This window comes from Enterobacter roggenkampii, from assembly GCF_001729805.1.
Lineage (GTDB): Bacteria > Pseudomonadota > Gammaproteobacteria > Enterobacterales > Enterobacteriaceae > Enterobacter > Enterobacter roggenkampii.
In genome coordinates, this window is record NZ_CP017184.1 from 770735 (window position 1) to 790992 (window position 20258).

At 55.7% G+C, this 20258-nt stretch carries 19 protein-coding genes; 8 read left to right on the forward strand and 11 right to left on the reverse strand.

The features are described 5' to 3' along the window. Nucleotides 1–38: 38 nt before the first annotated feature. Genes secM through mutT form a run of 3 tightly spaced genes read left to right on the forward strand, consistent with a single transcriptional unit; the run spans nt 39 to nt 3765 of the window. Complete coding sequence (gene secM / locus BFV67_RS03535; RefSeq protein WP_072207144.1) at nt 39–542, forward strand: secA translation cis-regulator SecM; 504 nt, start codon at nt 39–41, stop codon at nt 540–542. Between the two features lie 58 nt (nt 543–600). After that, entirely contained in the window at nt 601–3306 is a 2706-nt protein-coding gene (gene secA, locus BFV67_RS03540) for a preprotein translocase subunit SecA (RefSeq protein ID WP_021240521.1), read from the forward strand. Between the two features lie 57 nt (nt 3307–3363). Continuing rightward, nucleotides 3364–3765: an 8-oxo-dGTP diphosphatase MutT gene (gene mutT / locus BFV67_RS03545; protein WP_069597877.1), complete on the forward strand. Its 402-nt coding sequence runs from the start codon at nt 3364–3366 to the stop codon at nt 3763–3765. Nucleotides 3766–3790: 25 nt separating this feature from the next. On the opposite strand, the gene yacG is transcribed toward mutT, so the two are convergent. The 3 genes from yacG to coaE are packed head-to-tail and all read right to left on the reverse strand — an operon-like array spanning nt 3791 to nt 5358. Further along, on the reverse strand, nt 3791–3985 hold the full coding sequence (gene yacG / locus BFV67_RS03550; protein ID WP_021240519.1) for a DNA gyrase inhibitor YacG: 195 nt from the start codon (nt 3983–3985) through the stop codon (nt 3791–3793). Nucleotides 3986–3994: 9 nt separating this feature from the next. After that, complete coding sequence (gene zapD, locus BFV67_RS03555; RefSeq protein WP_008501972.1) at nt 3995–4738, reverse strand: cell division protein ZapD; 744 nt, start codon at nt 4736–4738, stop codon at nt 3995–3997. Beyond that, on the reverse strand, nt 4738–5358 hold the full coding sequence (coaE, locus tag BFV67_RS03560) for a dephospho-CoA kinase (protein ID WP_008501971.1): 621 nt from the start codon (nt 5356–5358) through the stop codon (nt 4738–4740). Before coaE ends, zapD begins: the two co-directional genes overlap by 1 nt. A gap of 228 nt (nt 5359–5586) precedes the next feature. On the opposite strand from coaE, the gene BFV67_RS03565 reads away from it, so the two are divergent. Beyond that, on the forward strand, nt 5587–6630 hold the full coding sequence (locus BFV67_RS03565; RefSeq protein ID WP_023293282.1) for a GMP reductase: 1044 nt from the start codon (nt 5587–5589) through the stop codon (nt 6628–6630). 41 nt (nt 6631–6671) lie between these two features. Here BFV67_RS03565 and hofC read toward each other — a convergent pair whose 3' ends face one another. From hofC to nadC, 4 genes are all read right to left on the reverse strand, one after another. Next, complete coding sequence (gene hofC, locus BFV67_RS03570) at nt 6672–7856, reverse strand: protein transport protein HofC (protein ID WP_069597878.1); 1185 nt, start codon at nt 7854–7856, stop codon at nt 6672–6674. Further along, complete coding sequence (gene gspE, locus BFV67_RS03575) at nt 7846–9228, reverse strand: type II secretion system protein GspE (protein ID WP_069597879.1); 1383 nt, start codon at nt 9226–9228, stop codon at nt 7846–7848. Before gspE ends, hofC begins: the two co-directional genes overlap by 11 nt. Before the next feature lie 10 nt (nt 9229–9238). After that, nucleotides 9239–9676 carry a prepilin peptidase-dependent pilin gene (gene ppdD / locus BFV67_RS03580; protein WP_023293279.1) on the reverse strand — a complete coding sequence of 146 codons (438 nt, stop codon included), beginning with the start codon at nt 9674–9676 and terminating at the stop codon, nt 9239–9241. Between the two features lie 174 nt (nt 9677–9850). Continuing rightward, nucleotides 9851–10744, reverse strand: coding sequence for a carboxylating nicotinate-nucleotide diphosphorylase (nadC, locus tag BFV67_RS03585; protein WP_021240514.1), 894 nt, complete (start codon nt 10742–10744; stop codon nt 9851–9853). An 87-nt stretch (nt 10745–10831) separates the two neighbouring features. On the opposite strand from nadC, the gene ampD reads away from it, so the two are divergent. Then, nucleotides 10832–11383 carry a 1,6-anhydro-N-acetylmuramyl-L-alanine amidase AmpD gene (ampD, locus tag BFV67_RS03590; protein ID WP_021240513.1) on the forward strand — a complete coding sequence of 184 codons (552 nt, stop codon included), beginning with the start codon at nt 10832–10834 and terminating at the stop codon, nt 11381–11383. Between the two features lie 9 nt (nt 11384–11392). After that, nucleotides 11393–12247 (forward strand): beta-lactamase regulator AmpE, encoded by an 855-nt coding sequence (ampE, locus tag BFV67_RS03595; protein ID WP_023326702.1) that lies wholly within the window; start codon nt 11393–11395, stop codon nt 12245–12247. Nucleotides 12248–12265: 18 nt separating this feature from the next. On the opposite strand, the gene BFV67_RS03600 is transcribed toward ampE, so the two are convergent. The 4 genes from BFV67_RS03600 to BFV67_RS03615 all read right to left on the reverse strand — a co-directional run bounded on the left by BFV67_RS03600 (nt 12266) and on the right by BFV67_RS03615 (nt 16433). After that, a complete protein-coding gene (locus tag BFV67_RS03600) occupies nt 12266–13216 on the reverse strand; it encodes a glycoside hydrolase family 43 protein (RefSeq protein WP_045335685.1) in 951 nt (316 codons plus the stop codon). A gap of 10 nt (nt 13217–13226) precedes the next feature. Next, a complete protein-coding gene (locus BFV67_RS03605; protein ID WP_069597880.1) occupies nt 13227–14624 on the reverse strand; it encodes a glycoside-pentoside-hexuronide (GPH):cation symporter in 1398 nt (465 codons plus the stop codon). Nucleotides 14625–14788: 164 nt separating this feature from the next. After that, nucleotides 14789–16159: an aromatic amino acid transporter AroP gene (gene aroP / locus BFV67_RS03610; RefSeq protein WP_008501961.1), complete on the reverse strand. Its 1371-nt coding sequence runs from the start codon at nt 16157–16159 to the stop codon at nt 14789–14791. A gap of 46 nt (nt 16160–16205) precedes the next feature. Then, nucleotides 16206–16433 (reverse strand): hypothetical protein, encoded by a 228-nt coding sequence (locus BFV67_RS03615; protein WP_023293274.1) that lies wholly within the window; start codon nt 16431–16433, stop codon nt 16206–16208. A gap of 263 nt (nt 16434–16696) precedes the next feature. Between BFV67_RS03615 and pdhR the strand changes: the two genes are divergently transcribed. Then, nucleotides 16697–17461 carry a pyruvate dehydrogenase complex transcriptional repressor PdhR gene (gene pdhR, locus BFV67_RS03620; RefSeq protein WP_008501960.1) on the forward strand — a complete coding sequence of 255 codons (765 nt, stop codon included), beginning with the start codon at nt 16697–16699 and terminating at the stop codon, nt 17459–17461. A 123-nt stretch (nt 17462–17584) separates the two neighbouring features. Continuing rightward, the gene (gene aceE, locus BFV67_RS03625; RefSeq protein ID WP_008501959.1) at nt 17585–20248 is read left to right on the forward strand and encodes a pyruvate dehydrogenase (acetyl-transferring), homodimeric type; all 2664 of its coding nucleotides are present in this window, start codon (nt 17585–17587) and stop codon (nt 20246–20248) included. Nucleotides 20249–20258: the final 10 nt, after the last annotated feature.

Here is a 20258-nt window from a genome sequence, read left to right on the forward strand (position 1 = left end):
AGATAGCCTGTAACAGGCTGGCTTATGTGGTGGAGCAAGTGAGCGGAATACTGACGCGCTGGCGACAATTTGGCAGACGTTACTTCTGGCCGCATCTCTTATTAGGGATGGTCGCGGCGAGTTTCGGCTTGCCTGCGCTCAGCAACGGTGCCGAAGCGGCGACGCCGACGAAGACCTCTACCAGCAAACACGATCTCAATACGCGGGTTAACTTTACAAATCTCGCCTGGCTTGAAGCCAGTCGCCGCCCGAATTTCTCCGTTGATTACTGGCACCAGCACGCTATCCGCACGGTTATCCGCCATCTCTCCTTCGCGATGGCGCCGCAGGCAATGCCTGTTGCGGAAGAGGCGCTGCCGGTGCAGGCGCAGCATCTTGCCCTGCTGGACACGCTCAACGCGCTGCTCACGCAGGATAGCCAGCCGCCGGTCATGGTTCGCCAGACGGCGCAACGCGCGCTCGTTCCTCCTGTTTCATTCTCTGTTTCAACCTGGATTAGCCAGGTTCACGGCATTCGCGCCGGGCCTCAACGCCTCAGCTAAATTAACTTTTTCAATACCTTAATTTATCTGCCCATGATGGGGCGTTTGAGAATTTATTATGCTAATCAAATTATTAACTAAAGTTTTTGGTAGTCGTAACGATCGTACCCTGCGCCGTATGCGCAAAGCTGTTGCCGTCATCAACGGTATGGAACCGGCGATGGAGAAGCTCTCTGATGATGAGCTGAAAGCGAAAACGGCGGAATTTCGTGCGCGTCTGGAAAAAGGTGAAACCTTAGAAAGCCTGATCCCGGAAGCATTTGCTGTCGTGCGTGAAGCAAGTAAGCGCGTGTTCGGCATGCGTCACTTCGACGTTCAGCTGCTGGGCGGGATGGTGCTTAACGAACGCTGCATCGCGGAAATGCGTACCGGTGAAGGTAAAACCCTGACCGCAACGCTGCCGGCTTACCTGAATGCGTTGACCGGTAAAGGCGTTCACGTCGTTACCGTCAACGACTATCTGGCGCAGCGTGACGCCGAAAACAACCGTCCACTGTTCGAATTCCTCGGCATGACCGTCGGCATCAACATGTCTGGCCTGCCTGCACCAGCCAAGCGTGAAGCGTATAACGCGGACATTACCTACGGTACCAACAACGAATACGGCTTCGACTACCTGCGTGACAACATGGCGTTCAGCCCCGAAGAGCGCGTCCAGCGTAAGCTGCACTACGCGCTGGTGGATGAGGTGGACTCCATCCTGATCGATGAAGCGCGTACTCCGCTTATCATCTCCGGCCCGGCTGAAGACAGCTCCGAGATGTACCGTAAGGTCGACAAAATCATTCCACATCTGCTGCGCCAGGAGAAAGAAGACTCGGATACCTTCCAGGGTGAAGGTCACTTCTCCGTGGATGAAAAAGCGCGCCAGGTGAACCTGACCGAGCGTGGACTGGTGAAAATCGAAGAGCTGCTGGTGGCTGAAGGCATTATGGAAGAGGGCGAGTCTCTGTACTCTCCGAGCAACATCATGCTGATGCACCACGTGACCGCAGCGCTGCGTGCCCACGCGCTGTTCACCCGCGACGTCGACTACATCGTAAAAGACGGCGAAGTGATCATTGTCGATGAGCACACCGGTCGTACCATGCAGGGACGTCGCTGGTCAGACGGTCTGCACCAGGCTGTAGAAGCCAAAGAAGGCGTGGATATTCAAAACGAAAACCAGACGCTGGCCTCTATCACCTTCCAGAACTACTTCCGTCTGTACGAGAAGCTGGCGGGCATGACCGGTACAGCCGATACCGAAGCGTTTGAATTCAGCTCTATCTACAAGCTGGATACCGTGGTCGTTCCAACCAACCGTCCGATGATCCGTAAGGATATGCCGGACCTGGTGTACATGACCGAAGCGGAAAAAATTCAGGCGATCATCGAAGATATTCGCGAGCGTACTGCTAAAGGCCAGCCGGTTCTGGTGGGGACCATCTCCATTGAAAAATCCGAAGTGGTTTCTCACGAGCTGACGAAAGCGGGCATCAAGCACAACGTACTGAACGCCAAATTCCACGCCAAAGAAGCAGATATTGTTGCGCAGGCAGGTTATCCGGCTGCGGTAACCATCGCCACCAACATGGCGGGTCGAGGTACCGATATTATGCTGGGCGGAAGCTGGCAGGCCGAGGTGGCTGAGCTGGAAAACCCAACGCCTGAACAGATTGCTCAGATTAAGGCCGACTGGCAGGTGCGTCACGACGCGGTGCTGGCATCCGGCGGTCTGCATATCATTGGTACCGAGCGTCACGAATCGCGTCGTATCGATAACCAGCTGCGTGGTCGTGCGGGTCGTCAGGGTGATGCCGGTTCTTCCCGCTTCTATCTGTCGATGGAAGATGCGCTGATGCGTATTTTCGCCTCCGACCGCGTGTCCGGCATGATGCGTAAGCTGGGCATGAAGCCGGGTGAAGCCATTGAGCACCCGTGGGTTACCAAAGCGATCGCGAACGCACAGCGTAAAGTGGAAAGCCGCAACTTCGATATTCGTAAGCAGCTGCTGGAATATGACGACGTGGCTAACGATCAGCGTCGTGCGATCTACACCCAGCGTAACGAACTGCTGGACGTGTCCGACGTGAGCGAAACCATCAACAGCATCCGCGAAGATGTGTTTAAAGCCACGATTGATGCGCACATTCCGCCGCAGTCTCTGGAAGAGATGTGGGACATCGAAGGCCTGCAGGAACGTCTGAAAAACGACTTTGACCTCGATCTGCCTATTAAAGAGTGGCTGGATAAAGAGCCTGAGCTGCACGAAGAGACCCTGCGCGAGCGTATCTACGAAACCGCGCTGGACGTCTACAAGCGCAAGGAAGAAGTGGTTGGCGCTGAAATGATGCGTCACTTCGAAAAAGGCGTGATGCTGCAGACGCTGGACTCCCTGTGGAAAGAGCACCTGGCGGCGATGGACTACCTGCGTCAGGGTATCCACCTGCGTGGCTATGCGCAGAAAGATCCGAAGCAGGAATACAAGCGTGAGTCCTTCTCCATGTTTGCCTCTATGCTTGAGTCGCTGAAGTATGAAGTCATCAGCACCCTGAGCAAGGTTCAGGTGCGCATGCCGGAAGAAGTGGAAGCGATGGAGCAGCAGCGTCGTGAAGAAGCCGAGCGTCTGGCACAAATGCAACAGCTGAGCCATCAGACCGACGACAGCGAAGCCGCAGCGGCGATCGCCGCGCAAACCGGCGATCGTAAAGTGGGTCGTAACGATCCATGCCCGTGCGGTTCTGGTAAAAAGTACAAGGCGTGCCACGGCCGTCTGAGCTAAGTTCATAAAAAAACAAAAAGGCGCAGATTTCTGCGCCTTTTTTATGGAAGTGACAATATGAAAATACTGCAAATTGCCGTCGGGATTATTCGCAACCCGCAAAATCAAATCTTCATCACCCAGCGCGCTGCCGACGCCCATATGGCGAACAAGTGGGAGTTTCCAGGCGGTAAAATCGAGTCAGGTGAAACGCCGGAAGCGGCGCTGGTTCGCGAGCTTCAGGAGGAGGTGGGGATCACCCCGCTTGGCGCAACGCTGTTTGATAAGCTTGAATACCAGTTTCCGGACAGACACATCACGCTGTGGTTCTGGCTGGTGGAAAACTGGGAAGGTGAACCCTGGGGGAAAGAGGGGCAGCCGGGTAACTGGGTGGAGCTTCAGGCAAGTGATGCCGAAAAATTCCCGCCAGCTAATGTACCTGTGATCCTGCGGTTAGTCGAACAACCGAAGGCCTGCTAAGCGACGCGCCAGCAGGCTTTACAGATTACTGCTGGCTTTCACTCCAGTCATCGCTGTCCGAAAGATCGCCTTTACTCGGAATGCGTTTCTCTTCCGCCGCCCATTCGCCCAGGTCAATAAGCTGGCAGCGTTTGCAGCAGAATGGGCGGAATGGACTCACTTCGCCCCAGACAACGGTTTTGCCACAGGTCGGGCAGTTTACGGTGGTGACATCAGACATCGGCACTCCTTAACAACAGGCCAGTTCAAAATCGAGGCGTTCCGGCACGGTGCCATTTTCGCTGTCCAGCGGCATAAAGCGAATCGCAAAGCGGCTCTTATGCCCGGAAATTTGCGGATAAAGCTGTTCGCCAAGCGATAAATTCAGGCGCAGAAGATCGGCATCATCACCGTTGTCCTGGTAGAAACCGTTCAGGCTGGTTTGCTTGCGGAACGGCGCTGAGTTACGGATCAGATCGAGGATCAGCGACAGCGTCTGGTGCATCGGCTCCAGGCTTGCCAGCCAGCTGTTCACCTGCGCGTCACGCTGCGCTTGTGGCATATGGAGCCACATATGCAGCGTCGGCAGGTCGAAGCTGCAGCAACCGCCAGGGATGCTCAGGCGCTGGCGCACCAGGCCAATCAGGCGGTCCTCACGCAAAAACTGCCCGACGCGCGGTGCGGCCATCAGGATGCTGCTGCTGGTTTTAAGCTGCTGACGAAGGGAATCGATACGGCTTACGTCCACCCCCGGAACCTCAGCCCATGCCTGCAATTTACGCTGCTGGCGCTCCAGCTCTTTAAGCAATTCTGTGCGGACATCGCCGCGTTCAATCACATCCAGCAGATCGCCTACATTGCGGAAGAAGTGCAACGCCGTAGCGTGATCGTTAACCGGCAGATGTTGTGAAAGCTGCTGAATGAGGAATTCGATGCGTAGCCAGGTACGCATTTTTTCGTTGAGCGGATGCTCAAAAAGGATGTGAGTCGACATTATGGTTTTTCCTGTGCAACGGCCTGCCCGGCTAACGTCAGATACTGCGCGTGCAGACGGGCAACATCCGATGCAATAGCATCTGGTGCGCCGTTATTATCAATAACATCATCCGCTACGGCAAGGCGCTGAGCGCGCGTGGCCTGAGCGGCGAGAATATGTTCAGCATGCTCGCGCGAGACATGGTCTCGCATCATGGTTCTCTGGATTTGCGTCTCGGGTGCGACATCAATCACCAGTACCCGATCGGCTTTCTGATGCAGCTGATTTTCCACCAGCAGCGGAACCACCCACAAGACATAGGGCGAGCGGGCTTCGGCTATCTGACGCTGTGTTTCCTGGTGGATAATGGGATGGAGCAGGGCATTAAGCCAGGCTTTTTCCGCTGAATCGGAAAAAATGCATTCGCGAAGCTGACGGCGATTTAGCGTGCCATCGGCATTGATGATTGCCTGGCCAAAATGTTCTGCGATGGCCTTAAGCGCGGGTGTATTGGGCTCTACCACCTGGCGGGCAATAATATCGGCATCGATAATCGTGATACCCAAACGAGAAAACGCGTCTGCAACGGTACTTTTGCCACTACCGATGCCACCGGTTAATGCAACGATATACCCCATTAAATCAAATCCTGGGAATTATTCATTATTAAAATCAGTTGATTAAAACTCTCAGGTGCGCCAGCAACTGTTTAGCCCTGTTTACCGGCTTTTTACCAGGTAAATTTATAGGATTGTAGCGTAAAAAAAGAGAATTTCGCAGTCTTGCGGAGCAGGTATTAGTGCGTATGATAGCGTCACTGGAGTTGTGCTTTTAACATATTTGCCTCTAACCCCAGGAATCCGCACATGCGTATCGAAGAAGATCTGAAGTTAGGTTTCAAAGACGTTCTTATCCGCCCTAAACGCTCTACACTGAAAAGTCGCTCAGACGTTGAACTCGAACGTCAATTCACCTTTAAGCATTCCGGTCAGACCTGGTCTGGCGTGCCGATCATCGCTGCCAACATGGATACTGTGGGAACCTTTGAGATGGCAACCGCGCTGGCACAGTTCGACATCCTCACCGCCGTGCACAAACATTACAGCCCTGAAGAGTGGGATGCGTTTGTGGCGTCCGCCTCTGCTGATGTGGTGAAGCACGTGATGGTCTCCACCGGTACCTCCGATGCGGATTTCGAGAAGACCAAACAGATCCTGAAGGCTAACCCGGCGCTGAACTTCGTTTGTATTGATGTGGCGAACGGTTACTCCGAGCACTTCGTACAGTTCGTCAGCAAGGCGCGTGAGGCCTGGCCAACGAAAACCATCATCGCGGGCAACGTGGTGACCGGTGAAATGTGTGAAGAGCTGATCCTCTCCGGTGCCGATATCGTGAAAGTGGGCATCGGTCCGGGCTCCGTATGCACCACGCGCGTCAAAACCGGCGTCGGTTATCCGCAGCTCTCTGCCGTCATTGAATGTGCCGATGCGGCGCACGGGCTGGGCGGCCAGATCATCAGCGACGGTGGTTGCACCATGCCGGGTGATGTCGCAAAGGCCTTCGGTGGCGGCGCGGACTTCGTGATGCTCGGCGGTATGCTGGCAGGCCATGAAGAGAGCGGCGGTACCGTAGTAGAAGAGAACGGCGAGAAATTTATGCTGTTCTACGGTATGAGCTCTGAGTCTGCGATGACCCGTCACGTCGGCGGCGTGGCAAAATACCGTGCGGCAGAAGGTAAAACCGTCAAGCTGCCTCTGCGCGGCCCGGTTGAAAACACCGCACGCGATATCCTCGGCGGCCTGCGCTCTGCCTGCACCTACGTTGGCGCCTCCCGCCTGAAAGAGCTGACAAAGCGTACGACGTTTATTCGCGTTCAGGAACAAGAAAACCGCGTATTCAACAGCCTGTAATGGCTATCGCTGGCGCATGCCCGTGCGCCAGCCCTGTTGTACTATCCCGCGCTCATCGCATCTCCCAGGTGGAATATCGGCAGGTACATTGCCACCACCAGCGTACCGATAATGACCCCCGTCACTATCAGAAGCACTGGCTCCAGAAGCGCCGCCAGATTCTCTGCACGTTGAAAGGTCTGTTCCGTATGATGGCGGGCAAGGTTTGCCAGCATGATATCCAGCGCACCTGACATTTCACCGGTTCGTAAAAGCTGAACACAGAGCGGGGTAAAGATTGCCGCTCTTTGAAAGGATGACCAGACGGGAAGGCCTTTTTCAATGTCCTCCCGCACGCCGCGCAGTATTCCCTGCCAGTACTGACTTTCAACGGTCTCCTCGGCACTCTCAAGGCCCTGTAAAAAGGGGATACCCGCCTGTTGCGTGAGTGACAGCACGGTAAAGATGTGTCCCAGCTTTTGACCTTTTGCCAGTGCGCCCATCACGGGCGTATGCAGCAGGATGCACTGCCAGCGAGGATTCTGCCGCAGAGCCCAGGCGACGGATAAGGGGGCTAATAGCAGGACGAACAACGCAAGGGCATATGACTGCATAAAGGCGGCCATCCCCATAACCATCTGTGTCAGCACGGGAAGCGGGGTATTAAACGTTTTGTAGATCGCGGCAAACTCGGGCAGGACCAGAGTGACCATCGCCAGCACGACGAGCACAGCCAGCGTCAGGACGATCGCCGGGTAGCGCAGCGCCTTTTTCACTTTTGCACTGAGCTGCTGCTGCGCTTTTTGTTGCTGCGCGAGCTGACGACAGCACACCTCCAGCTTCCCCGTCAGCTCTCCGGTTTTCACCATCGAGACATGCAGCGGGCTAAAAACGGCTGGCCACTTTTTTAGCGACTCAGAAAACGGGCATCCTTCACTGAGCTCATCGGCAATGCTTTGCAGCAGCGCCTGCCACGGTTTTGACGGATGTTGCTCTGCCAGCATTTGCAGGCTGTGGGACAGCGTCAGCCCAGCCTGCAGCAGCGAGGCGAGCTGATGAAACATCTCGTCGCAGTGGTGTGGACGCCAGCGGTGTCGCTGCGTGCATCGGGTCAGCGTCAGAGGATAGAGGTCGTTACGCATCAGCCGGGTGAAGACCGCATTGCGGTCTGTGGCCCAGAGTGTCCCGCTTCGGGGTTCTCCATCTTTGGTGAGCGCACGCCAGCGCCAGAGCTGATTAGCCGCCATTGGGCATTCCCAGGACGCGCAGCAACTCTTCAATCGTGGTTAGCCCTTGTTCGACGGCTCTGCAGCCGTGTTCAAAAAGAGAAACCATCCCCGCCTGCCGGGCGCTCGCCTCTATGACGTCAGTTCCCGCCCCGCTGGCAATGGCCTGCCGGAGGGCATTGTCGATGGCGAGTACTTCAAAAATGGCCACGCGCCCATAAAAGCCGTGATAACAGCGATCGCAGCCGGTGGGCTGCCAGCGTGGAAGCGGCCTGGGCCATACTGAGCGAGGTAGTTGAGCCTGATCGCGGGTTTCCCGGCGACAATGTGGGCACAAACGCCGGACCAGTCGCTGGGCAATCACCATCGTCAGCGCGGAAGAAATCATCCAGCGCGCGACGCCCATCTGCTCCAGGCGAATGAGCGTTTCCGTCGTCGAGTTGGTGTGCAGGGTCGACAGCACCAGATGCCCGGTCTGGGCAGCATTAATGGCAATCCCGGCCGTTTCTCCGTCACGGATTTCGCCGACCATAATGATGTCGGGATCCTGACGTAGCAGTGCGCGCAGCACGTTCTGGAAGGTTAAACCCGCCCGGGGATTAATCTGCGTCTGGTTTAATCCGGCAAGGGGGATCTCAATAGGATCTTCCACGCTGCAGATGTTGACGTCAGGGGTGTTACGCGACTGCAGCGCGCTGTACAGCGTCACGGTTTTACCGCTGCCGGTAGGGCCGGTGACCAGAATCAGCCCCTGCGGCTGGTGGAGAGCCGCATTAAAACAGGCCAACTGTTCAGCATTCATGCCAAGCGCTTTCGGCTCAAGGGCCTGCGGAACCTGATGCAGGAGGCGCAGCACAATTTTTTCGCCGCCGCTGCAGGGAAGCGTCGCGATCCGAAACGAGACCGGCTCATTGGCCAGTTCAATCGTAAACTGGCCGTCCTGAGGCAGTCGGCGTTCTGCAATATCCAGGTTACCCAGCACTTTTAAACGTGCGCTTAACAGGTTAGCCAGTTCAGCGGCAAGCGGAGGCTGCGGACAAAGTACGCCGTCGATACGTAAACGAATCTGGCACGCGTGCTCCATCGGTTCGATATGAATATCAGAGGCGCGCTGGTTGATTGCCTGCTGCAGCGTGTGGTTAAGGACATCTACCGTAGAGTGTGTTTGCGAAACGCCGGGCAGATGCGATTGAGACGTCAGCTGCCGGTGTTTTTCCATGCGCTCCGCGCTCCAGCACTCAATATCAATCCGTTTCTGGGTCGCGAAACGCAGCGCCTCCATGAGTTCGGCCGCGGGCTTTCCCACGACGGCAATGTTGATCCTCTCACTGTCGCTGGATAACAGCAGTGCGTGATGGCGAAGACAAAGCGCCACGAGTTGATCGGTATTCATTCTCCGCTCCTCAGTTATTGCTGAAGCGGAAAACGTCTTCGCAGGCCTGCTTCAGAGCGCTATCAGCACTGATGTTGCAGACGCGCGTCCAGCCCGTCATACCGTTACCATCGCTCCACTGCGGCGTCATGACCACTTCCAGCCCGTTAAGACTTTCCTGTCCTGTTAAGGTCACGATCCCTTTCGCTACGCTCATTCCGGAAACGTAGCGTGTCGTGGTGGGGGAAGGGATGCCGTTGCTGTTGGCATCGCAGCTCTCCACACCACCGTGATCCAGCGCGCAAAGTTCAATGGCGGTGCGGTAGGGAACGAAGGTTTGCAGCATATCGGTCAGCGCCGCTTTGCGCAGGTAGTTCTGATAGGCAGGTATGCCGATGGCGCTCAGAATCGCAATAATGCCGATGACCACCATCAGCTCAATAAGAGTGAATCCGTGTTGTCTGTTCATATCTGCTCCTTACGTTAAGTGGCGCTACTCTGTCAGCGCAAAAGGGCAGAAACGAGGGGCAAAAAAGGGAACGGGAAAGCGCGTTCAGAGAATTAATGCGGTGTTGCAGGAAAGAACAGCGGATTTGCGAGCGGGGCTGAAATTCCCCTCTCCAGGCGGAGAGGGGAGGAATCACTATTTAAAACGCATCGAGAGGTCGAGGGCGCGAACGTGCTTGGTCAGCGCGCCGACGGAGATGTAATCCACGCCGGTTTCGGCGAATTCACGGATCGTTTCGAAGGTGACGTTTCCGGAGACTTCGAGTTGGGCCCGGCCATTGGTCAGTTTTACCGCCTCACGCATCTGCTCGGTTTCGAAGTTATCGAGCATGATGATATCGGCCCCGGCCTTAATCGCCTGCTCCAGCTCGTCCAGGTTTTCCACTTCTACTTCAACCGGCACATCCGGATGCAGCCAGAAGGCCTTCTCCACCGCCTGACGTACGGAACCCGATGCAATAATGTGGTTCTCTTTAATCAGGAAAGCGTCGGACAGGCCCAGACGATGGTTTGCGCCGCCGCCGCAGAGCACCGCGTACTTCAGCGCCGTGCGCAGGCCCGGCAGCGTTTTGCGGGTATCCAGCAGCTGGGTTCGGGTGCCGGCCAGCAGGTCAACGTAACGACGCACTTCGCTGGCGACGCCAGAGAGCGTTTGTACAAAATTGAGCGCGGTACGTTCGCCGGTCAGCAAGACGCGGGAAGGGCCGTCCAGCTCGAACAGCGGCTGATTTGGCGTGACGCTATCGCCGTCCTCCACGTGCCATGTGACCTGCACATCATCACCCGCCAGCTGGGTAAAGACCTCTTCAACCCAGCGCTTACCGCAAAAAACCCCTTCTTCGCGGGTGATAATGACCGCGTGGGAGCGCGTCTCTTTCGGCAACAATTGTGCGGTAATATCTTTATCGGCATTGACGTCACCGCCCAGATCTTCTTTCAAAGCATGGGCAACGCTTGCCGGAATATCCATATTAATACGTTCCAGAAGCGCTTCACGTCGGTGGTCGGGGTTGTAGCGGCGAGGCGGCATGATAAAACTCCAAATTGGTAACGAATCATAATATTGAAACATGCTACTCTGAACCGAGTAACAGCACCATACATAAGGAGTTCCAGCATGTTGTTAGAAAACGGATGGCTGGTGGATGCGCGGCATGTGCCTTCGCCGCACCACGACTGCCGCCCGGAGGATGAAAAGCCCACACTGCTGGTGGTTCATAATATTAGTCTCCCGCCGGGGGAATTTGGCGGCCCGTGGATCGATGCGTTATTCACGGGAACGATAGATCCCGATGCCCATCCTTTCTTTGCTGAGATTGCGCATCTGCGCGTGTCGGCTCATTGCCTGATTCGTCGCGATGGTGAAGTGGTTCAGTATGTTCCCTTTGATAAGCGCGCCTGGCATGCCGGGGTATCGATGTATCACGGGCGCGAACGGTGCAACGATTTTTCTATCGGGATCGAACTGGAAGGCACGGATACCACGCCCTACACCGATTCACAGTATCAACAGCTAGCGGCTCTGACCCGCACGCTTATCGGACTTTACCCGGCCATTGCCGACAATATTACCGGGCACAGCGATATCGCTCCGGCGAGAAAAACCGATCCCGGCCCGGCATTTGACTGGCCGCGGTTCCGCGCCATGCTCACCGCGTCGTCAGAATAAGGAGATACCATGACGTTGTTTACCATGCTGCTGGTTATCATCGCTGAACGCCTGTTCAAGCTCGGTGAGCACTGGCATCTGGATCACCGGCTGGAGGTGTTATTCCGCCGTATCAAGCACTTTTCCATGCTGCGCACGCTGCTGATGATGGCGGGCGTGATGGTGATTACGTTCCTGCTGCTGCGCTCGCTGTATGGACTCTTTTTCAACGTGCCGCTGCTGGTGGTGTGGATCCTGCTCGGCGTGCTGTGCATTGGTGCGGGCAAGGTGCGTTTGCACTATCACGCGTACCTGAAAGCTGCCTCCCGTGACGATGCCCATGCGCGCAATGCCATGGCGAGCGAGCTGACGATGATCCACGGCGTGCCGCCGGACTGCGACGAACGCGAGTTCCTGCGCGAACTGCAGAACGCGCTGCTGTGGATTAACTTCCGTTACTACCTGGCGCCGCTGTTCTGGTTTGTGGTGGGCGGTCCATGGGGACCGGTCTTGCTGATGGGGTATGCGTTCCTGCGCGCCTGGCAGACCTGGCTTGCCCGCTATCTGACGCCGCACGAGCGTTTGCTGTCCGGCATTGATGCCATCCTGCACGTGGTTGACTGGCTTCCGGTGCGTCTGGTGGGCGTGGTGTACGCGTTAATTGGCCACGGTGAAAAAGCGCTGCCCGCGTGGTTCGCCTCGCTTGCCGACCGCCATACGTCGCAGTATCAGGTGTTAACGCGTCTGGCGCAGTTCTCGCTGGCGCGCGAGCCGCATACCGACAAGATTGAAACGCCGAAAGCCGCTGTCTCCATGGCGAAGAAAACGTCGTTTGTGGTCGTGGTTATCGTGGCGCTGCTGACGATCTACGGCACGCTGGTGTAAGCCAGCGCGCCGTAACGATTAAAGCGTGTCCGCAGGCGGGATGCCGAAATCAGGCATCCCGTTTTCATTCCAGCGGACGAGCTTCAGGCGAGTATGGCGGTTTGGATCGTAGAGCGGATCGCCCTCAATTTCGGTGTAGTTCCGCGCGTGATACACCAGCATATCTTCCCCTTCCGGCGTTTGCGTAAAGCTGTTGTGTCCCGGGCCGTACTGGCGATTTTCGTAGCTGGTGGCGAATACGGGACGCGGGGATTTATGCCAGTTTGCAGGGTTTTGCGGATCGGCGTTCAGGTCTATCCACAGCAGCCCCATGCAGTAGTTCTCGTCGGTGGCGCTGGCGGAGTAGCTGATAAACAGCTTATCGCCGTGAACCAACACCGCCGGGCCTTCGTTGACCCAAAACCCGCGACACTCCCAGTCATACTCCGGCTTGCTGAGCATCACCGGCTCGCCTTTTAGCGTCCACGGGTTCGCCATTTCACACAGATAAAGGTTGGAGTTCCCGGTGATATCCGGCGCTTTTTGCGCCCACAGATACCAGCGTTTTCCCTGATGCACAAAGGTGGTGGCGTCCAGGGCGAAGGTGTCGAACGGGGTTTTGATCTGGCCTTTTTCTACCCACCTGCCGGTGAGCGGATCGCTGTCGGTACATTCAATGGCAAACATGCGGTGCTGGAACATCCCGAGCGCGTCGAGCGCCTGGGTGTGCGTCGCGGCAAAATAGATGTACCACTTTCCGTCAATGTGGTGCAGTTCCGGCGCCCATATCAGCTGGCTCATTGGGCCGGCGTCGGGTTTACGCCAGACCACCACCTCTGCGGCATGACGTAAGCCTTCCAGCGAGTCTGCACGGCGGATCGCCAGCCTGTCGTACTGCGGCACGGAGGCGATAAAGTAATATTGCCCATCGTGGCGCAGGATATACGGGTCGGCGCGTTGTTCAATAAACGGGTTTGGCCAGGTTTGCATTCGGCTTTCCTTATTTAGTCTCAGCGGCTTTCAGTTCCTGATAGTCATTCAGCTCGCGGTAGTTGGTACGGCGCTTTTCCAGATCGGCCTGGATCTGCTTCATGGTTTCACGATCCACCTTCAGCAGGCGCACCACGCCCGCGGTAATCAAATAACCCACCCCCGGGATAACGGTAAACAGCAGCACAATCCCGTTGATGGCGTCTGCGCTTTGCGCTTTCGCCCCCGCGTCGTAGCCGTACCAGGAGAGCAGAAAACCGACCATCGCCCCGGCAATCGCCAGACCCAGCTTGAGGAAGAAGATGTTGCCCGAGAAGCTGATGCCGGTGATGCGCTTCCCGGTTTTCCACTCGCCGTAGTCATCCACGTCGGCCATCAGCGACCAGTGCAGCGGAGACGGGATCTGGTGCAGGATGTTAAGCAGGACGTAGAGCACCACGATGGTGACGGTGGCTTTCGGGTCGAAGAAATAAAAGGCGCAGGAGAAAATCGCCAGCACGATGTTGGTCCAGAAGAAGACCTTCAGCTTGCACCAGCGGTCGGTCAGCACTTTTGCCAGCACGCTGCCGAGCATCATGCCGACAACGCCCAGGCTGATAAACAGCGTGGCGAAGTGGGTGCTCTGGCCCATCACCCAGGTGACGTAATACATGGTGGCCGCCATGCGGATAAAGCCCGGGCAGACGTTGCAGAGCGTCAGGAGCAGAATGCGCACCCACTGGTCGTTCTTCCACACGTCTTTCAGATCGTTTTTCAGCTCGTCGTTGGTCTGCACCGCCGGGCGCACGCGCTCGCGCACGGTGGCGAAGCAGAACAGGAACATACAGGTGCCAATCAGCGCCAGCACGGTCATGGCCATCTGGTAGCCTTTGGCTTTGTTGTCCCCGCCAAACCAGTCTGCCATCGGCAGCAGCGTCAGGGATAGCAGCAGCGTGGCGATGCCGACCAGCACGAAGCGGTACGACTGGCAGGCCACACGTTCTTTTGGATCGTTAGTGATTACCCCGCCCAGCGAGCAGTAGGGGATGTTGATGGCGGTGTAGGTGAGCGACAGCAGGAAGTAGGTGACAAAGGCATAGATAACTTTGCTGTTATAGCTCCACTCCGGGGTGGTAAACATCAGGATGCTGAACAGCGCGTAGGGGAACGCAATCCACAGCAGCCATGGACGAAAGCGGCCATATTTGCTGCGGGTGCGGTCGGCAATCGCGCCCATGATCGGGTCCGTTACGGCGTCAATCACGCGGACGGACAGCAGCAGCACGCCGACCAGCGCAGGGGCCAGACCAAAAATATCCGTATAAAAATAGTTAACAAACAGCATGATGGCGCCGAAGATGATGTTACATCCGGCGTCGCCCATCCCATAGCCGATCTTTTCTTTTACTGACAGCTTTGCGTTATCCATAGACTGCTCTCCGGGTTACGGTATGGAGAGAATTATTTGCTGGCGAAGGGATATATGCGTTGCAGTATCAGGGCGGTGATATGGATAAATGCGCTGTGGGCGTGAAAGTGTGAGGGAGGTAACAACGCGCGGCACCCGCAAAAGCAGGCACCGCGGTGGGAGGCTTAGTGCGCCTTCATGGCATTACGGCTTTTCTGACTGAAGAGATAGCCAACGCCGAGTACTGCAATCCATACCGGGATCAGGTAGACGGAAATCGCCATACCTGGGGTGATCAGCATGATCACCAGCACGGCCGCCATGAACAGCAGGCAGATCCAGTTACCCAGCGGATAGAGCAGGGCAGGGAAGCGCGTGGTGACGCCCTGCTGCTGCTTCGCGCGGCGGAACTTCATGTGCGCCAGGCTGATCATCGCCCAGTTGATGACCAGCGCAGAGACCACCAGCGCCATCAGCAGGCCAAACGCCGATTCCGGTGCCATGTAGTTAATGAGCACGCACAGGGCTGTCACGATGGCGGAAACAATGATGGTATTCACCGGCACGCCACGTTTATCAACGTTAAGCAGCATCTTCGGCGCGTTACCCTGCTGGGCGAGGCCGAACAGCATGCGGCTGTTGCAGTATACGCAGCTGTTGTAAACGGAGAGCGCTGCGGTCAGCACCACGATGTTCAGCGCGTTGGCGACAAAGGTGTCGCCCAGCTCGTGGAAGATCAGCACAAACGGGCTGGTGTCAGCAGTCACGCGCGTCCACGGCAGCAGGGAGAGCAGCACCGCCAGTGAGCCCACATAGAAGATCAGGATGCGGTAGATAACCTGATTTGTGGCTTTCGGGATGCTCTGCTCCGGGTTGTCGGCTTCAGCAGCGGTGATGCCCACCAGTTCCAGGCCGCCGAAGGAGAACATAATGATCGCCATCATCATCACCAGGCCGGTCATGCCGTGAGGCAGGAAGCCACCCTGTTCCCAGAGGTTGCGCACCGTGGCCTGCGGGCCGCCGTTGCCGCTGAACAGCAGCCAGCCGCCGAAGATAATCATCGCCACCACGGCAATGACCTTGATGATGGCAAACCAGAACTCCATCTCCCCGAACACTTTAACGTTGGTCAGGTTAATGGCGTTGATAATGACGAAGAAGGCTGCAGCAGAAGCCCAGGTTGGGATTTCGGGATACCAGAACTGAATGTATTTCCCGACGGCGGTCAGTTCGGCCATGGCAACCAGAACGTACAGCACCCAGTAGTTCCAGCCCGAGGCGAAACCGGCAAAGCTGCCCCAGTACTTATAGGCAAAGTGGCTGAAGGAGCCTGCGACCGGCTCTTCCACGACCATTTCGCCCAGCTGGCGCATGATCAGAAAAGCAATGAAACCCGCAATCGCGTAACCCAAAATAATGCCCGGACCGGCAGACTGGATAACGGATGCGCTGCCCAGAAACAGGCCGGTACCAATCGCACCGCCCAGTGCGATGAGCTGAATATGGCGGTTTTTAAGCCCGCGCTTTAGCTGATCGCCGTGCTGTTGAGCTTCCATTTGAAACCTCGTGTGTGGTTGTTATGTTCACGCTGAGCGTGTGTAATTATGAAAATCCATATTCTGTATTTATTTCTTTACGGTAAACGAGACCGAAAAAAGCGGAGATGACTTCCGTAAGCGCCAGAATAGTGGTAAGTGCCTGCGAATGCACCTGCTTTATGAAGGGGTGATGACGACTTGAATAAAAAGAAAGCATTTGTAAATCGGCCCGCTCGTTGTTCCTCACCCAACCTATAGAATAGAAATGCGCCTTAAGTGGGCGAATTTTCATTATTTGCCTTGTTGAATCGCTTCAGATTGCAAAAACCCTCGTTTCATTATGGTTAAAACTCCCTCTTTAGGAGTAATCAACTCATTTGTGCAAAGTTACATTTCTGAAACGTTATTTCTGTAAGGTTGTTAAAATGTGCAGGGTTTACTGATTTCAATCAAAACCAATATGGACAGAAGGTGAATACTTTGTTACTTTAGCGATACGAAATAGAAATTGGTAAGACCAATTGACTCCGGGCAAAAAGGCGTAAGACAGGGAATATGGCCTACAGCAAAATTCGCCAACCAAAACTATCTGATGTGATTGAGCAGCAGCTGGAGTTTTTAATCCTCGAAGGGACTCTGCGCCCGGGTGAGAAACTTCCGCCAGAACGCGAACTGGCAAAACAGTTCGACGTTTCACGTCCCTCTCTGCGTGAGGCGATTCAACGTCTCGAAGCAAAGGGCTTGCTGCTTCGTCGCCAGGGCGGCGGAACCTTTGTGCAAAACAGCCTGTGGCAGAGCTTCAGCGATCCGCTGGTAGAACTTCTCTCTGACCACCCAGAATCCCAGTTTGACCTGCTTGAGACCCGTCACGCGCTGGAAGGTATTGCGGCCTATTACGCCGCCCTTCGCAGCACTGATGAAGATCGCGTGCGTATCCGCGAGCTGCATCAGGCCATTGAACGGGCACAGCAGTCCGGCGATTTAGACGCCGAGTCCAGCGCCGTCGTCCAGTATCAAATTGCCGTCACCGAAGCGGCCCACAACGTGGTGCTCCTCCATCTGCTACGCTGCATGGAGCCGATGCTGGCCCAGAACGTTCGTCAAAATTTTGAATTGTTGTATGCCCGTCGGGACATGCTCCCACTGGTAAGCAACCATCGCACCCGAGTATTCGAGGCGATAATGGCCGGGGAACCGGAGCAGGCGCGCGAAGCGTCGCACCGCCATCTGGCTTTCATTGAGGAAATCTTGCTGGACCGCAGCCGTGAACAATCGCGTCGCGAACGTTCATTACGCCGCATACAGCAACGAAAGGATTAAGCGCCAGGTACTTTTAGAGCGCGGCAACTAAACGCAGAACCTGTCTTATTGTGTTCTTGCCCAAGAGCACAATGGGACAGGTTCCAGACAAATCAACGTATTAGATAGATAAGGAATACCCCCATGTCAGAACGTCTCCAAAATGACGTGGATCCGATCGAAACTCGCGACTGGCTACAGGCGATCGAATCGGTCATCCGTGAAGAAGGTGTTGAGCGCGCTCAGTATCTGATTGATCAGCTGCTTTCTGAAGCCCGCAAAGGCGGCGTGAAGGTTGCTTCAGGTGCAGGGGCTAGCAACTACGTAAACACGATTGCCGTTGAAGACGAACCGGAATACCCGGGCAATCTGGATCTGGAACGTCGTATCCGTTCTGCAATCCGCTGGAACGCCATCATGACCGTTCTGCGCGCATCCAAGAAAGACCTGGAACTGGGTGGCCACATGGCGTCCTTCCAGTCTTCTGCGACCGTTTACGAAGTGTGCTTCAACCACTTCTTCCGTGCAGCGAACGAGAAAGACGGCGGCGATCTGGTGTACTTCCAGGGCCACATCTCTCCGGGCATCTATGCACGTGCATTCCTGGAAGGTCGTCTGACTGAAGAGCAGATGAACAACTTCCGTCAGGAAGTTCACGGTAAAGGTCTGTCTTCTTACCCGCACCCTAAACTGATGCCTGAATTCTGGCAGTTCCCAACCGTATCCATGGGTCTGGGCCCAATCGGTGCGATCTACCAGGCGAAATTCCTGAAGTATCTGGAACACCGTGGTCTGAAAGACACCTCTGAGCAGACCGTATACGCCTTCCTGGGCGACGGCGAAATGGATGAGCCAGAATCTAAAGGCGCGATCACCATCGCGACCCGTGAGAAGCTGGACAACCTGTGCTTCATCATCAACTGTAACCTGCAGCGTCTGGATGGTCCGGTAACCGGTAACGGCAAGATCATCAACGAACTGGAAGGCATCTTCGCAGGTGCTGGCTGGAACGTGATCAAAGTCATGTGGGGTTCCCGTTGGGACGAACTGCTGCGTAAAGACACCAGCGGTAAACTGATCCAGCTGATGAACGAAACCGTTGACGGTGACTACCAGACCTTCAAATCCAAAGACGGTGCCTACGTGCGTGAGCACTTCTTCGGCAAATATCCAGAAACCGCAGCCCTGGTTGCAGACTGGACTGATGAGCAGATCTGGGCCCTGAACCGCGGTGGTCACGATCCGAAGAAAATTTACGCTGCACTGAAAAAAGCGCGTGAAACCAAAGGTAAAGCGACTGTAATCCTGGCCCACACCATCAAAGGTTACGGCATGGGTGATACCGCAGAAGGTAAAAACATCGCTCACCAGGTTAAGAAAATGAACATGGACGGCGTGCGCTATATCCGCGACCGTTTCAACGTTCCAGTGACCGATGAGCAGGTCGAAAACCTGTCTTACATCACCTTCCCGGAAGGCTCCGAAGAGCACAAGTACCTGCACGAACGTCGTCAGGCGCTGAAAGGCTACCTGCCAGCTCGTCAGCCTAACTTCACCGAGAAGCTGGAACTGCCAGCGCTGGAAGACTTCTCTCAGCTGCTGGAAGAGCAGAACAAAGAGATCTCTACCACTATCGCTTTCGTTCGTGCCCTGAACGTGATGCTGAAGAACAAGTCGATCAAAGATCGCCTGGTGCCAATCATCGCCGACGAAGCGCGTACTTTCGGTATGGAAGGTCTGTTCCGTCAGATCGGTATCTACAGCCCGAACGGCCAGCAGTACACCCCGCAGGACCGTGAGCAGGTTGCATACTACAAAGAAGACGAGAAAGGTCAGATCCTGCAGGAAGGTATCAACGAGCTGGGCGCAGGCGCATCCTGGCTGGCTGCTGCGACCTCTTACAGCACCAACAACCTGCCGATGATCCCGTTCTACATTTACTACTCCATGTTCGGGTTCCAGCGTATCGGTGACCTGTGCTGGCAGGCAGGCGACCAGCAGGCTCGCGGCTTCCTGATCGGTGGTACTTCCGGTCGTACGACCCTGAACGGTGAAGGTCTGCAGCACGAAGATGGTCACAGCCACATTCAGTCTCTGACTATCCCTAACTGTATCTCTTACGACCCGTCTTACGCGTATGAAGTGGCAGTCATCATGCATGACGGTCTGCAGCGCATGTACGGTGAAGCGCAGGAGAACATTTACTACTACATCACCACCCTGAACGAAAACTACCACATGCCGGCAATGCCAGCAGGTGCCGAGGAAGGTATCCGTAAAGGTATCTACAAACTCGAAACCATCGAAGGTAGCAAAGGTAAAGTTCAGCTGCTGGGCTCCGGTTCTATCCTGCGTCACGTTCGTGAAGCAGCGCAGATCCTGGCGAAAGACTACGGTGTCGGTTCCGACGTGTACTCTGTGACCTCCTTCACTGAACTGGCGCGTGATGGCCAGGATTGTGAGCGCTGGAACATGCTGCACCCACTGGAAACCCCACGCGTACCGTACATCGCTCAGGTGATGAACGACGCGCCAGCGGTGGCGTCTACTGACTATATGAAACTGTTCGCTGAGCAGGTTCGTACTTACGTTCCAGCTGATGATTATCGCGTTCTGGGTACTGACGGCTTCGGTCGTTCTGACAGCCGCGAAAACCTGCGTCACCACTTCGAAGTTGATGCTTCTTACGTGGTTGTAGCAGCACTGGGCGAACTGGCTAAACGTGGCGAAATCGATAAGAAAGTGGTTGCAGACGCAATTACCAAATTCAACATCGATGCAGAAAAAGTTAACCCGCGTCTGGCGTAAGAGGTAAAAG